Origin of the sequence: Amycolatopsis echigonensis, assembly GCF_002846615.1 — a bacterium.
GTDB classification, from domain to species: domain Bacteria; phylum Actinomycetota; class Actinomycetes; order Mycobacteriales; family Pseudonocardiaceae; genus Amycolatopsis; species Amycolatopsis echigonensis.
The window spans coordinates 3,192,645-3,206,139 of record NZ_PJMY01000003.1; the positions used below are offsets into that span (position 1 = coordinate 3,192,645).

The following is a 13,495-nucleotide window of genomic DNA, read 5'->3' on the forward strand; positions in this document are numbered from 1 at the left end:
CTCCGCATACGGTGACTTTGGGTATTCCTGGGGTAACCAGACTGTTCACCCTTTTCGCCCAGGACAACGAACAGGCCGCCCGGAACGGTTCCCGGACGGCCTGGCGCGGTTTTTCCTAGAACTGCGGCAGGGACTCGCCCTGCACCGCCTCGATGTCCAGCTCGACCTTGACGGTCGTGCCGATCGCGGCCACGCCTGCCCGCACCATCGCGCTGTAGTTGATCGCGAAATCGTTGCGGTGCAATTGCGTTTCGGCGTGGAACGCGGCACGCACGCCGCCCCACGGGTCCGGACCGTGCCCGGTGTAGCGCAGGTCGAGCGTAACGTCGCGGCGTTCTCCGTGCAGCGTCAGCACGCCGCCCAGCGCCCAGTTGTCCGTGCCGAGCCGGGAAAGCCCGGTGCTTTCGAACGTGATGAGCGGATACGCGTCGACGTCGAGGAATTCGGCCGAACGCAGGTGGTCGTCCCGCATCTTGATGCCGCTTTCGATGCTGCCCGCCTTGATCTCGGCGCGCACCGTCGACCGCTCGACCGGCCGGGCGACCTCGATCCGCCCGGCCACGTCCGGGAACCGCACCTTGATGCTCGCGATGCCCATGTGCCGCGCGGTGGCGACCACCGACGAGTGCATCGGGTCGATCGTCCACGGCCCCTCGGGCGGCAGCTCGACCGCGCCGGAAACCGGCACGAGCGCGATGTCGCCGAGCAACCCGGCCCCATCGGAGCCGATCTGCACGGTACGGGCCAGCGGCGTGTAACCCGGTGCGGTGATCACGGCGGTGTAGACGCCCGGGGGCAGCGGGTCAGTGACCACTGCCCCCTTCGCGTCCGTGACCTGCCGCGCGACCTGGCGACCGTTTAAGTCGGTGACTGTGAGCACCGCGTTCTCGACCGGCCATCCGCCGTTCGAGCGCAGCTGTGCGCGCAGGCCCCCGCTCATGCGCGATCGACCAGCTCGTCGAGCGCCTGGTCGTAGCCCAGCCGCACGTCGTGCTGGGCTTCGCCGTCGTTCAGCGTCACCTGGCTGGTGGCGGGCGGGTAGCCGCTCGCCACGACCGTGTAGGAGCCGATCGGCAGGTCGCTGACCACGTACCGGCCCTCGCTGTCGGTGCGGGCCACCGCCGCGACGTTGCCGTTCGCGTCGAGCACGGTGATCCGCGCGTCCGGCACGATCCGGTCGCCCTCGGTGCGAGCGACGCCCTGGAGCAGCACCGCGCCGGCGAGTTCGACGTCGTGGCGCAGCACGCCGCTGTCCGGCACCGTCAGCGTGACCGCGACCGGGCGGTAGTGCGGGCCGCTCGCGACCAGCGTGTACTGCCCGGCACCTACGCCGCTGAAGGTGTAGACGCCGTCCTCGGCGGTGATGAACGCGCCGTTGACCTCGCCGCGCGAGTCGGTCAGCGTGACCGTCGCGTTCGCCAGCGGGGTCGCGGTGCCGATCGAACGGACCACGCCGGTCAGCTCGCCGGATCCGGTGAGCGTCACGTCCAGGTTCGCCGGGTGCCCGCCGACCACCACGCTGGAGGCCTGCGGCTGGTGCCCCGGAGCGGACACGATCAGCACGTACGTGCCCGGACCCTGGGTCGGGATCGAGTAGCTGCCGTCGCCGTTGCCGGTCGCCCGCGCCACCTGACGGCCCTGCTGGTCGATCAGGGTCAGCGCGGCGGCGCTCACGTGGCTGCCGTCCTGGCGGCGCACGTGGCCGGTGACCGGGACGCCGCCCGAGCCGGCGGTCGTGCCGAATTCGGCGTCGGCCACCGAGTTGGTGATCGGCATCGGCCGGGCGTCAGCCACCGCCTGTGCGTCGCCGTGGCCGTTGGTCAACGCGTGCTTCCCTCCTGCTCCGACGAGCACTGGCTCCTTCGGTCCTTCCTCGAACAGCGAACCCGCGGTCTTCAGCTCCGCGGTGTCGTCCGCGGCGGGGGTGGGCTCGTCCAGGCCTTCCAGCAGCGCCTCGCCGCCTTCGACCGCGGCCGCCGCCGGGTTCATGCCCGCCAGCGGGATCTCCTTCATGAACAGCAGCACCAGCGTGGCCAGCAGCGCGACGCCGCCCGCGGTGTAGAAGACCGTCGTGATGGACTCGGTGAAGCCGATCAGGATCGGCGTGCGCACCGCTTCCGGCAGAGTCTGGATGACGCTGGTGTTGCTGGACACGTCGCCGAGCTTGCTGCCCGCGCCAGGGGGCAGGTGCCCGCCGAAGGCCTTGGTGATGTTGTCCGGCAGCACGTTGAACAGAATCGTCAGGAACACCGCGACACCGGCGGTACCGCCGATCTGGCGGAAGAACGTGGCCGACGCGGTCGACACGCCCATGTCCTTGCGCGGGCCCGCGTTCTGCACCGCGATGATCAGCGTCTGCATGCACTGGCCGAGACCGAGGCCGATGATCAGCGCGGCGACCAGCGGGTGCCAGATCGGGGTGTCGTACTTGACCTGGGCGAAGAAGAACGCGCCCGCGGCGATCAGCAGGGTGCCGATGATCGGGAAGATCTTGTAGCGCCCGGTCTTCGACGTGATCCGGCCGGAGATGATCGACGCGGACATGATGCCGACCATCAGCGGCAGCATCAGCAGGCCCGACTGGGTCGGCGTGTAGCCCTGCACGACCTGCAGGTACTGCGGGATCATCGTGATCGCGCCGAACATCGCCACACCGACGATCACGCCGCCGATGATGGCGACGGTGAAGGTCGAGTTCTTGAACAGCCGCAACGGGATGAGCGCGGCGTCCTTCATGAGTTTTTCGACGACGATGAACAGCACCACGCCGACGCCGCCGATGCCGTACATCCAGATCGACTTCGTGTCGCCCCAGCCCCACTTCTGGCCCTGTTCGGCGACGATCAGGAACGGCACCACGGCGATGACCATGGTGAGCGCGCCCCACCAGTCGATCTTGTGGTCGTGGCGGTTGTGCGGGACGTTCAGCACCTTCGCGACGACGAACAGCGCGATGACGCCGATCGGCACGTTGATCAGGAACACCCAGCGCCAGCCGTGCAGGCCGCCGAGGGTGTCGAAGCCGGCGAAGAAGCCGCCGAGCACCGGGCCGAGCACGGTCGAAGTGCCGAACACGGCGAGGAAGTAACCCTGGTACCGCGCGCGTTCCCGCGGCGGGACCACGTCGCCGATGATCGTCATGGCCAGCGACATCAGACCGCCGGCGCCGAGACCCTGCACCGCGCGGAACGCGGCCAGTTCGTACATCGACGTCGAGGCCGACGCGGCCGCTGAACCGACGACGAAGATCGCGATCGCGGCGAGGTAGAACGGCTTGCGGCCGTAGATGTCGGACAGCTTGCCGTAGATCGGCGTGGCGATCGTCGACGTGATCAGGTACGCCGTGGTCGCCCACGCCTGCAGGTCGAAGCCGTGCAGGTCGTTGGCGATCCGGACGATCGAGGTTCCCACGATCGTCTGGTCGAGCGCGGCGAGGAACATGCCGCACATCAGGCCGCTGATGATCGTGACGATTTGGCGGTGAGTCAGCCGCGGACCGCTCTCGCTGTTTTCAGCGGGCGCTCCCCCTCGCGACTGAGGTTGTTTTTCAACGGTGGACGTCATGCGTTCGAGGCCCCCTTGGCCTGTGCCGTCCCTGCGGTGTCGGACAGGGACGGATTGTTCTTTTCGATACCTGTGTTGAGCCGCGCGAGAAGCTCGTTGAGCGTCTCGCGCTCCTCCTGGCTCCAATCGCCGAGTACTTCGGCCAGCCACCGGGCGCGGTGCTTGCGGTTTTCGTCGAAGACCCGGAGGCCTTCGGCGGTCGGGGCGAGCAAGCAGGCGCGGCCGTCCTCGGGGTCGGCCTGCCGTTCGACGAGTCCGTGCTGCACGAGCGAACTGGACTGCCTGCTGATCGTGGAGATTTCGGAGTGCAGGGACTCGGCCAGCTTGCTGGTGCGTTGCGGGCCTTCGTGGACGAGGCAGAAGAGGATCGCGTACGCGGCCCTTTCGATCCCGTCCGGCCCGTGCTTGGCGACCTGGGACTTCGCCTTGGTGATCAAGCGCATGAACCGGACCAGCTCGTGCCCGAGCTGGTCGGCAAGGTCGAGGTCGGCCTCTGGCCTGACGGCGGAGTTCTGAGGTGCCATGTGGGTCTTCCTTGGGGTGGAGCAAACCATTGGTTGGCGACTGCAACTAGTTGCCTTAAGCAAGAGTGTGCCCGTACGGCGTATTTCGCAAGCGGTCGGCCCATGGTTGTGTCACAAGACACTTTAGTTGCCGCATGCAAGCAGATTTAAACCGGAGGGGTAACGTCCGGTTTCTCCCGATTGGCGACGCCGCTGGTCATCCGGGGTGCGCGGCGGGAACAGATCCCTCGCGGCGGGCCTTCATAGGGGTATGACTGACGACACAGCGCTCTACGACCTCATTGCGGCGGGCAAGCAAGGCGTCCTGGCGACCCTGAAACGAGACGGCCGCCCGCAGCTGTCGACGGTGACGCATTACTTCGACCGCGACGCTCGCCAGTTGCAGGTGTCGATCACGGACACGCGCGCGAAGACGAAGAACATGCGCCGCGATCCGCGGGTGAGCTACCACGTGGCGTCGTCGAACGGCTGGTCGTACGCGGTGGCGGAGGGGCGCGCGGTGCTGACGCCGGTCGCTTCGTCGCCGGACGACGAGACGGTGGAGGCGCTGATCGCGCTGTATCGCAAGGTGGCGGGCGAGCATCCCGACTGGGCGGAGTACCGCGCGGCGATGGTGGCGGATCGGCGGCTGGTGCTGACGGTGGAGATCGAGCGGGTTTACGGGCTGGTTCGCTGAGTTTTCCCGGCTGGGTTCGGCCTCGCGGGATCGTGCTTGCCTCGATCTTCGGGCTCCGGTCCCGAGAGGAGGCTGCCGTGAACGGTCCCGGGCGAGGGTTGATCCGGCAGCCCTGAGGGTTCGCTTCGGCGGGGTGCCAGCCTGGCCGCCTTCAGCCGGTTTAGCTGGTGCCCCTGGGGCTTTCGGCTCGGCCTCGGGCCAGCCGAATCGCGCTCGTGCTTCGGTATGCGGGATGGCTCGGATTCGGGCTGCCTTCTCGCCGTGTCATCCCCCGGCGGCTCAGTCCTTGCGGCGTCCTGCCGCGACGGTCGCCGTGGCCGGTGCCCCGGCCTCGATCCGGTCCGCGATGTCCTCGATCTGCGCCAGCAGGCGGTCCGTCACCTCTTCGCCCAGCGCCGCGCGCATGTAGAGGCCCTCGCCGACCAGCATCACCAGCTCCGCCGTCACCGGATCTTCGACGTGCTCCAGCATCAGCTCGCGCGTGCGTTCGGTGCAGCGGCGCGACACCTCCGCCGCGACCGGGTCGTTGAGCACCAGGCGGAGCGCCGCCATCGTTGTGCGGTGCAGTGCCAGGTCGCGCGTGACGTCGGTGATCGACGAGCGCAGGTAGTGCCGGACCACGCCTTCCGGCGCGTTGCGCGCGCGTTCGAGGTCTTCGTCGGTCAGTCGCTCCAGGCGTTCGAGCAGGCCGTCGCGCAGAGCGTCCTTCGACCCGAAGTGGTAGAGCAGGCCGCCCTTGGACACCCCGGCGTGCGCCGCGACCGCGTCGAGCGTGATCTCGGCCGGGCCGCGGTCGGCGAGGATGACTTCGTACGAACCGAGGATGCGTTCGCGTGCTGAAGGTTTAGGCATCGCCTTGACTATACCGTCCAGACGGTTTACCTTCTACCTCAGGAACGAAACTGTACCGTCTGGACGGTACAAGAAAGGAAGAGTGCGCCATGGTGCGGCGCGGAGGCCAGTGGTGGGCTTTGGCAGTTCTGGTGCTGCCGGTCCTCTTGATCAGCGTGGACACGACAGTCCTGGGGTTCGCCCTGCCCTACCTCAGCGAGGACCTCGCGCCCACGGGCGCCGAGCAGCTGTGGATCGTCGACGTCTACTCGTTCGTCCTGGCCGGATTGCTGGTCTTCATGGGCACGCTGGGCGACCGGATCGGCAGGCGGCGGCTGCTGCTCATCGGCGGTGCGGCGTTCGGCGCGGCCTCGGTGCTGGCGGCGTTCGCCACGTCGCCGCTGATGTTGATTGTCGCGCGGGCCCTGCTGGGCGTCGGCGGTGCGACGCTGATGCCGTCCACGCTGTCGCTGATCCGCAGCATCTTCACCGAGGACCGCACGCGGCGCACCGCGGTCGCGATCTGGAGCGCGGCGTTCTCCGGCGGGATGGCGGTCGGCCCGGTCGTCGGCGGCTGGCTGCTCGAGCACTTCTGGTGGGGTTCGGTATTCCTGATCAACGTGCCGGTGATGGTGCTGCTGCTCGTCGCGGGACCGCTGCTGTTGCCGGAATTCCGCGACCCGAACCCGGGCCGCTTCGACCCGTGGTCGGCGCTGCTGTCGCTCGGCACCATGCTGCCGGTCGTCTACGGCGTGAAGATCGCCGCGACGGAGGGGATGAGCTGGTCGGCTGGTGCCGCGATGGTGCTCGGGCTCGCGCTGGGCGTGGCGTTCGTGCGCCGGCAGCGGCGGCTTGATCAGCCAATGCTGGACCTCGGGTTGTTCGCCAACCGCAAGTTCGCCGGTTCGGTGATCACAAACCTGCTGGGCGTGTTCGCCCTGGTCGGGCTGCTGTTCCTGCTGCCGCAATACCTGCAGCTGGTGCTCGGGCTGACCCCGCTGGTCGCAGCGCTGTGGATGCTGCCCGCGACGGTCGCCGGAGTCGTCGGTGCCCTCGCTGCCGCCTGGCTCGCCCGCCGAGTCCGGGTGCCGGTCCTGATCAGCCTCGGCCTGCTGCTCGGCGCGGCCGGCTTCCTGGTCCTGACCATGATCGGTGCCGACGCCGGACTTGCCGCGGTCGTGGTGGCGTTCGTCCTGGTCGGCGGCGGGGTGTCGCTGTCCGAAACCCTCACGAACGACCTCGTGATCTCCGCCGCCCCGGTCAACCGTGCCGGTGCCGCGTCGGCGATCTCGGAAACGGGCTACGAACTGGGCGGCGCACTCGGCACCGCCCTGCTGGGCAGCCTCGCCACGGCGGTCTACCAGTCCGGCCTGCCCGCCACCACCCCAGCCGCGGCCCACGACACCCTGGGCGGCGCCGTAGCCACCGCACACACCCTGCCCGCCGCCGAGGGCGCGGAACTGCTGAGCACCGCCCGAGAATCCTTCGTGACGGCACTGCACACGAGCGCGTGGGTGGGCGCCGCGATTCTCGTGTACACCGCACTGCAGGCGTACTTCCTGTTGGGCCGTCGGCGAAACCGCCCGCAGGAAGCTCAACCGGAGGAGCCCGCGATGTGCGCATGATCTGGTCCCGTCAGGCAGGCGAATGAGTCGCCTGCCTGACGGGCAGCACCCGCTGGCTACCTCGCCGGTGAGGGTTTCTGTTTGCCGCGCAAGGGAAATCCTCCAGACCGAGCGGCTTCCGTCACTGCTTGGCCGGTGCGGATCGCATGCCGCCTGAGCCATGACGGGCAGGAACGGCCGCCGGGACGCGTGTGGTCCGTGGTGACCTGTTTCGGCTCCTGCCCAGGCCGGTGCACTCGTCTCCGAGGCTTCTCCTGCGCGGCCGCCAGTGCTCTGCGGGAGTCGGCTCCTGGAGTCTCGTGCTGGTCGCGGTCTTCACCCGAGGACGAGTGTCGCCAGCCTGGCGGCCAGCGCGGGTTGGCTGCCGTGCGGGTGAGGGGATCTGGTTGCTGGGCATGGAATCCTTCCGATCGAGCGGCATCTGTCGGTGCTTGGCCGACAGGCAGGACGGTAGCCGGGATGCGTGGGTTCGCGGGAGCCCGTTTTGGTTCTTGCCCAGGCCGGTGCGCTCGTCTCCGAGGCTTCTCCTGCGCACCCGCCAGTGCTCTGCGTGAGTCGGCTCCTGGAGCTTCATGCTGGTCGCGGTCTTCACCCGAGGGAGATTCGCCAGCCTGACGGCCAGCGCGGGTTGCCTACTGCGCCGGTGAGGATTCTGGTTGCTGGGCATGGGCATGCTTCAGGCCGAGCGACTTCTGTCGGTGCTTGGCCGACAGGCAGGACGGTCGCCGGGACACGTGGGTTTGTGGCAACCCGCTTCGGCAGTTGTCCGGGCGCTCGTCTCCGAAGCTTCTCGAGCGCGGCCAGCAGGTAATCCTCCGGGGACCTGACGATCTTCCGGAAGGAACTTTGCGGTTCCGGCAAAGAACCTTGTCGTCCGGCTCAGTCAGCGGAATCGTGAACGGCGGAGGTGGTAACGACAATGGCTCCGTCCGGGGAATCCGAAACCACGCAGTTCTGGGAAGACCTCTACCGCAGCCGTGAGCAGGTGTTCAGCGGCGAACCCAACGGGGTGCTCGTCACCGAGGTCGAGGGGTTGCCGCCGGGGCAGGCGTTGGACGTCGGGTGTGGCGAGGGGGCCGACGCGCGGTGGTTGGCGGCGCGTGGCTGGCAGGTGACGGCTATCGACATCTCGCGCACCGCGTTGCAGCGGGCGGCCGCCGCCAATGCCGGGATTGCTTGGGTGTGTTCGGATCTGGCCGGGAGTCCGCTTCCGGCCGGGGCGTTCGACCTGGTCAGCGTCCAGTATTTCCCGCTCCGCAAGGACGACCGGGCGGTGCGGAAGCTGCTCGACGCCGTCGCGCCCGGTGGGACCTTTCTCTTCGCCAGTCACGATCCGCGGGACTTGGGACCGGAGCACTCCGGCTATTGCCAGCCTGACGACATCGCGCGGGTTCTCGGCGACGGGTGGACCGTCCTCGTCAACGAGAGCCGGCCGCGGGTGGCACCAGCCCCGCCGGGCACGGCGCACACGCGCGACACCGTGCTGCGCGCCCAGCGGACCAGGCAAGATCGGAATTAATATTCCGCACTGCGGAGATCTCGGTTTACCATGCGGAGATGAGCAACGACGCCCTCCTCCAGCGGCTCCGGGACGACCTCGGCCCGGCCGCGGTGCTCACCGACGCTGACGTCACCGACGCGTACGCGCGCGACATGATGCCGCTCGCTCCCTCGGGCAAACCGCTGGCGGTAGTGCTTCCGGCGGATACCGCGGGAGTGCAGGCGACCGTCCGTGCCTGTGCCGAAGCGAGAGTCCCCATCGTGCCGCGCGGGGCGGGCAGCGGGCTTTCCGGCGCGGCCAACGCGATCGACGGCTGTGTCGTGCTTTCGCTGACGAAGCTGAACGAGATCGTCGAGGTCGACCCGGGCAACCGGCTCGCCGTCGTGCAGCCGGGCGTCGTCAACCTCGACTTCCGGTCCGCCGTCGAGAAGCACGGCCTGTTCTATCCGCCCGACCCGTCCAGCTACGACTGGTGCACCATCGGCGGCAACCTCTCCACCAACGCCGGCGGCCTCTGCTGCGTGAAATACGGCGTGACCACCGATTCGGTGCTCGGCCTGGAAGTCGTGCTCGCCGACGGATCGCTGCTGAAAACCGGCCGCCGCACGGTCAAGGGCGTCGCGGGGTACGACCTCACCAAGCTGTTCATCGGCAGCGAGGGCACGCTCGGCGTGATCACCCAGGCGACCGTCTCGCTGCGGCCGCTTCCGCAGGCCCCGGCCACTTTCGTCGCCGGATTCAACACCACCGAGGCGGCCGGCGAGGCGGTCGCGCGGGCGGTGCGCGAGGGGTTGGTGCCGTCGCTGCTCGAGATCATGGACGCGGCGTCGATCAAGGCCTCCGAGACCTACCTCAACACCGACCTCGGCGCGGGCTCCGACTGCCAGGCCCTGCTGCTCGGCCAGTCCGACGCCGGCGGCGAGGCGGCCCGGCGCGAACTGGCGCTGCTCGAGCAGATCTGCACCGACTGCGGCGCCGACCTCGTCTACGCCACGGACGACCTCGAAGAGGGCAAGATGCTGCTGCAGGCCCGCCGCGTCGTGCTGACCGCGCTGGAGACCTACGGCGTCTGGCTCACCGACGACGTCAGCGTGCCCCGCACCCGGATCGCCGAACTGATCCGCGGCTGCGAACGGATCAGCGAAAAAGTCGGGCTCAAGATCGCCGTCGTCGGCCACGCCGGGGACGGGAACATGCACCCGACCATCGTGTACGCCCCCGATTCCGAGGACGAGTTCGCGCGCGCCCAGCAGGCGTTCGACGAGATCCTCGACGTCGGCCTGTCCCTCGGCGGGACGGTGACCGGCGAGCACGGCGTCGGCAAGATCAAGCGCGAATGGCTCGCCCGCGAGATCGGCCCGGTCGGGATCCGCGTGCACCGGCAGATCAAACAGGCCCTCGACCCGGAAAACCTCTTCAACCCGGGCTCGATGTTCTCGATGACCGACTGACCCTCCGCACGACCCCAGTACGACGAAGCGGCGTCCGGAAGTCCGGACGCCGCTTCGGTTTCAGAGCTAGGGAAAGTCAGTCGCGCACGCGCGGGATCTGCTGCGTGACATCGGCCGAATTGTCGGCGGCGCGAGCCTTCTTGCCGCGGCGGCCGCGCAGGTACTCGATGGCGATCGGCACCACCGACACCAGCACGATCAGGACGAAGATCGCGTCGACGTTGTCCCGGATGAACCCGATGTTGCCCAGCAGCGACCCCAGCACGGTGATGCCCGCGGCCCAGAGGATGCCGCCGATGACCGTGTAGGTGAAGTAGCGCTTCGGGTCCATCCGGCCGATGCCGGCGATCCAGGTGATGAACGTCCGCACGAACGGCACGAACCGGGCCAGCACGACGGCCTTCGGACCGTGCTTCTCCAGGAACGCGTGCGTCTTGTCGACGTACTCCTGTTTGAAGAACTTCGAGTCCGGCCTGCTGAACAGCTTCGGCCCGACGAAGTAGCCGAGGTAGTACCCGCCGACGTTGCCGACCAGCGCGGCGACCGTGACCAGCACGCACACCAGCCACAGCGGAGCCTTCAGCGTGCCGTTCGCGATGAACAGGCCCGCGGTGAAGAGCAGCGAGTCACCGGGCAGCACCGGGAAGATGCTGCTCTCGATGAAGATGATCAAGCACAGCACCGCGATCACGGGCACCGTCAGGCCGTTCAGCAGATGCTGCGGGTCCAGCCACGACGGCAGCAGGGACATGGTGGTCACTGTGTTCTGGGCGAGAATCACACCGAAAACGGTACAGGGTGACTCAGTGCGACCTCATCGGGCAAGGAATCGCAGGTCATCGGTGTGGGATCGGAGTGAAGAACTCGGCCCGGGAATGCCTTGCCGGAGCGGCCGTCCGGGCAAGCCGGGGCGGAACCGGCTCAGATCAGCGTCAGCAGGCCGATGACGGACCCGGCGGCCAGGCCGAGCAGCAGCGCCAGCAGCAGGACCCAGTGCGCGGGCAGGGGGCCGTTCTGCGGCGTCTGGGCGGGGCGGCGGACGGTCGTGTCGCTGGCCCCGACCGGCGGGATCGAGCCGGTGGTGCCGGGCGAGGTGTGGTCGGCCGCGTCGAGGGCGGCGCGTTCGCGGGCGAGCGAATCGGCGCCGGCTCCGGACAGCAGCCCGTAGTTGGGCGGCAGTTCGGTGGTCGGGCCGGTTTGCGACGGCGCGCCGGCATCGGCCGGGGCGCTGAACGACGCGGAGCCGAACGAGCCGGAGCCGGAGATGCCGGGCCCGCCAGCGGCTCGGAACGAGCCGGAAGCGCCGGGCTGGACCGCGCCCTGCGAGCCCGTGCCCGAAGCCCCGGAAGCGGCGTCGGAGCCAGCCTGCTCCTCGACCGGGTGCGGCAAGACGTGCGGAGCGAAGACGGCTTGTGCACGCAGCGCGTCGGCCAGTAACCGTTCCGGGTCTTTCGGCTCGCTCATCCGCTCCGTCCGCCTGTCGAAGTGCTAGCTCGTCACGTACTCAAGGTAGCCCGGCCCGCCTCGGCCACCCATTCGCCCCGGTGCAGGACCCGGGTCGGGCGCAGGTCGTCGTCCAGGATCACGGCGTCCGCGGCCAGGCCGGGACGCAGCGCTCCGGTGCGGTCGGCGATGCCGAGCAGTTCGGCCGGTCGCGCCGACGTCGCCCGGACGGCGTCCAGTACGTCGAGTTTGGCACCCTTCACCAGGTTGCGGAAGGCGTTGTCCATGGTCAACGTGCTCCCGGCCAGGGAACCGTTGTCCAGGGTGGCGACGCCGTCGTGGACGTCGACCTCGAGCCGGCCGAGGGTGTAGCGGCCGTCGGCGGCGTCGGTGGCCGACATGGCGTCGGTGATCAGCACGGTCCGTCCGCGGCCCGCGTGCTGCGCGGCCAGCCGCACGACCGTGGGGTGCAGGTGGACCAGGTCGCAGATCAGCTCGACCGTCACGCGCTCGTCGTCGAGCAGCACACCGACCGGGCCCGGCTCGCGGTGGTGCAGCGGGCGCATGCCGTTGAACAGGTGGGTAGCGACCGTCGCTCCGGCGTCGATGGCCGGGACCAGTTGCTCGGCGACCCCGTCGGTGTGGCCGATCGCGGCGATCACGCCGGACTCGGCGAGCTGCCGGACCGCCTTGACGCCGCCGCTGAGCTCCGGGGCGAGCGTGACCATCCGGATGGAGCCGTGCCCGGCGCGCAGCAGCTTCTCGACGGTGCCGGTGTCCGGTTCACGCAGAGTGTCCGGGTCGTGCGCGCCGCAGCGGGCGCGCGAGATGAACGGCCCCTCCAGGTGGATGCCCGCGAGGTCGCCCTCCTGCACGAGCTCGCGCAGCGCGGCGATCTGCTCGGTGAGCAGGTCGATCGGGTCGGAGACCAGGCTCGCGAGCATGGTGGTGGTGCCGTGCCGGCGGTGCGCACGGATGGCGGTGCGGATCTCGTCCGGGTCGAGCGTCGAGAACGACGCGCCGCCGCCGCCGTGGCAATGGGTGTCCACGAAACCGGGCACGACCAGCGCCCCGGCGACATCCACCGTCGCGGCATCCGGGCTGCTCGGGGGCGTTCCGGTGCCTACCGCGGCGATCTGTCCGCCGGACACGGCGAGCCAGCCGTCGTCGAGTACGCGGTCCGGGGCCACGACGCGGCCGCCCGTGATGACGAAGTCTCCGGGGTGTTTCACGGGGACCAGCATATATTGGTCTGGACCAGAGAGGGCCGACGCACGCGAGATTGGTCCGCCCAGGTCACTGTGGCGGCTGCATTGCCTTCTGCAATGCCTCCAGCGCACGGCTGGCGGTCGACTTCACCGTGCCCTTCGAAATGCCCGCGGCCTCGGAGATCTCCGCTTCGCTCAACCCGCCGTAGTAGCGCAGCACGAGCACCTCGCGCTGGCGTGGCGGAAGCTTCGACAGGGCGTTGACGACGGCCTGGTGTTCGCTGGAGAGCATGGCGAGGCTTTCCGCGGACCGGGCGTTCACCGCGTGCGGGGGCACGTACTCGCGGGCGGTCTTGCGGCGGCGCAGCACGCTGCGCGATCCGTTGACCACGGCGGTGCGCAGGTAGCCGACCGCCGCCGCGGCGTCGCGCAGCTTGCCCCAGTTGCGGTGCAGGCCGGTGAACGCCTCCTGCACGACGTCCTCGGCCGTGGCCGGCTCGTCGACCAGGAGGATGGCGAGGCGCACGAGCCGCATCCGGTGCTGCCGGTAGAGGTCCTCCAGGTTCAACGGGGCGGTCGGCGGCTGCGCCGGGACCGGCCCGTCCATGGTCCGCAGGTGGCCGAGGGTCGCCTCGACGCTGCGTTCCGCGTTCCCCTCCAGCATGTATCCCC

General features: G+C 69.2%; 12 protein-coding genes. 4 read left to right on the plus strand and 8 right to left on the minus strand.

The window, feature by feature from the left end; genetic code table 11:
- Nucleotides 1-115: 115 nt before the first annotated feature.
- The 3 genes from ATK30_RS19980 to ATK30_RS19990 are packed head-to-tail and all read right to left on the minus strand — an operon-like array spanning nt 116 to nt 4,088.
- Nucleotides 116-940: a YceI family protein gene (locus ATK30_RS19980; RefSeq protein WP_101436896.1), complete on the minus strand. Its 825-nt coding sequence runs from the start codon at nt 938-940 to the stop codon at nt 116-118.
- Nucleotides 937-3,564, minus strand: a complete 2,628-nt coding sequence (locus ATK30_RS19985; protein ID WP_101436897.1) for an MFS transporter — start codon at nt 3,562-3,564, stop codon at nt 937-939. The genes ATK30_RS19980 and ATK30_RS19985 overlap by 4 nt, the downstream gene beginning before the upstream one ends.
- Entirely contained in the window at nt 3,561-4,088 is a 528-nt protein-coding gene (locus tag ATK30_RS19990) for a MarR family winged helix-turn-helix transcriptional regulator (protein WP_101436898.1), read from the minus strand. The genes ATK30_RS19985 and ATK30_RS19990 overlap by 4 nt, the downstream gene beginning before the upstream one ends.
- Nucleotides 4,089-4,338: 250 nt before the next feature.
- Between ATK30_RS19990 and ATK30_RS19995 the strand changes: the two genes are divergently transcribed.
- Complete coding sequence (locus ATK30_RS19995; RefSeq protein ID WP_101436899.1) at nt 4,339-4,764, plus strand: PPOX class F420-dependent oxidoreductase; 426 nt, start codon at nt 4,339-4,341, stop codon at nt 4,762-4,764.
- Nucleotides 4,765-5,043: 279 nt separating this feature from the next.
- On the opposite strand, the gene ATK30_RS20000 is transcribed toward ATK30_RS19995, so the two are convergent.
- Complete coding sequence (locus ATK30_RS20000; RefSeq protein ID WP_101436900.1) at nt 5,044-5,616, minus strand: TetR/AcrR family transcriptional regulator; 573 nt, start codon at nt 5,614-5,616, stop codon at nt 5,044-5,046.
- Nucleotides 5,617-5,705: 89 nt separating this feature from the next.
- On the opposite strand from ATK30_RS20000, the gene ATK30_RS20005 reads away from it, so the two are divergent.
- The 3 genes from ATK30_RS20005 (at nt 5,706) to ATK30_RS20015 (ending at nt 10,172) form a co-directional block, all read left to right on the plus strand.
- The gene (locus ATK30_RS20005; RefSeq protein ID WP_101436901.1) at nt 5,706-7,220 is read left to right on the plus strand and encodes an MFS transporter; all 1,515 of its coding nucleotides are present in this window, start codon (nt 5,706-5,708) and stop codon (nt 7,218-7,220) included.
- A gap of 919 nt (nt 7,221-8,139) precedes the next feature.
- Nucleotides 8,140-8,739, plus strand: a complete 600-nt coding sequence (locus tag ATK30_RS20010) for a class I SAM-dependent methyltransferase (RefSeq protein ID WP_101436902.1) — start codon at nt 8,140-8,142, stop codon at nt 8,737-8,739.
- Nucleotides 8,740-8,777: 38 nt separating this feature from the next.
- The gene (locus ATK30_RS20015) at nt 8,778-10,172 is read left to right on the plus strand and encodes an FAD-binding oxidoreductase (protein WP_101436903.1); all 1,395 of its coding nucleotides are present in this window, start codon (nt 8,778-8,780) and stop codon (nt 10,170-10,172) included.
- Nucleotides 10,173-10,248: 76 nt separating this feature from the next.
- Here ATK30_RS20015 and ATK30_RS20020 read toward each other — a convergent pair whose 3' ends face one another.
- From ATK30_RS20020 to ATK30_RS20035, 4 genes are all read right to left on the minus strand, one after another.
- The gene (locus tag ATK30_RS20020; protein ID WP_101436904.1) at nt 10,249-10,953 is read right to left on the minus strand and encodes a DedA family protein; all 705 of its coding nucleotides are present in this window, start codon (nt 10,951-10,953) and stop codon (nt 10,249-10,251) included.
- A gap of 140 nt (nt 10,954-11,093) precedes the next feature.
- Complete coding sequence (locus ATK30_RS20025; protein WP_101436905.1) at nt 11,094-11,636, minus strand: hypothetical protein; 543 nt, start codon at nt 11,634-11,636, stop codon at nt 11,094-11,096.
- A 32-nt stretch (nt 11,637-11,668) separates the two neighbouring features.
- Entirely contained in the window at nt 11,669-12,859 is a 1,191-nt protein-coding gene (gene nagA, locus ATK30_RS20030) for an N-acetylglucosamine-6-phosphate deacetylase (protein WP_101436906.1), read from the minus strand.
- Nucleotides 12,860-12,911: 52 nt separating this feature from the next.
- Entirely contained in the window at nt 12,912-13,487 is a 576-nt protein-coding gene (locus ATK30_RS20035) for a SigE family RNA polymerase sigma factor (RefSeq protein WP_101440944.1), read from the minus strand.
- Between the last annotated feature and the right edge of the window lie 8 nt (nt 13,488-13,495).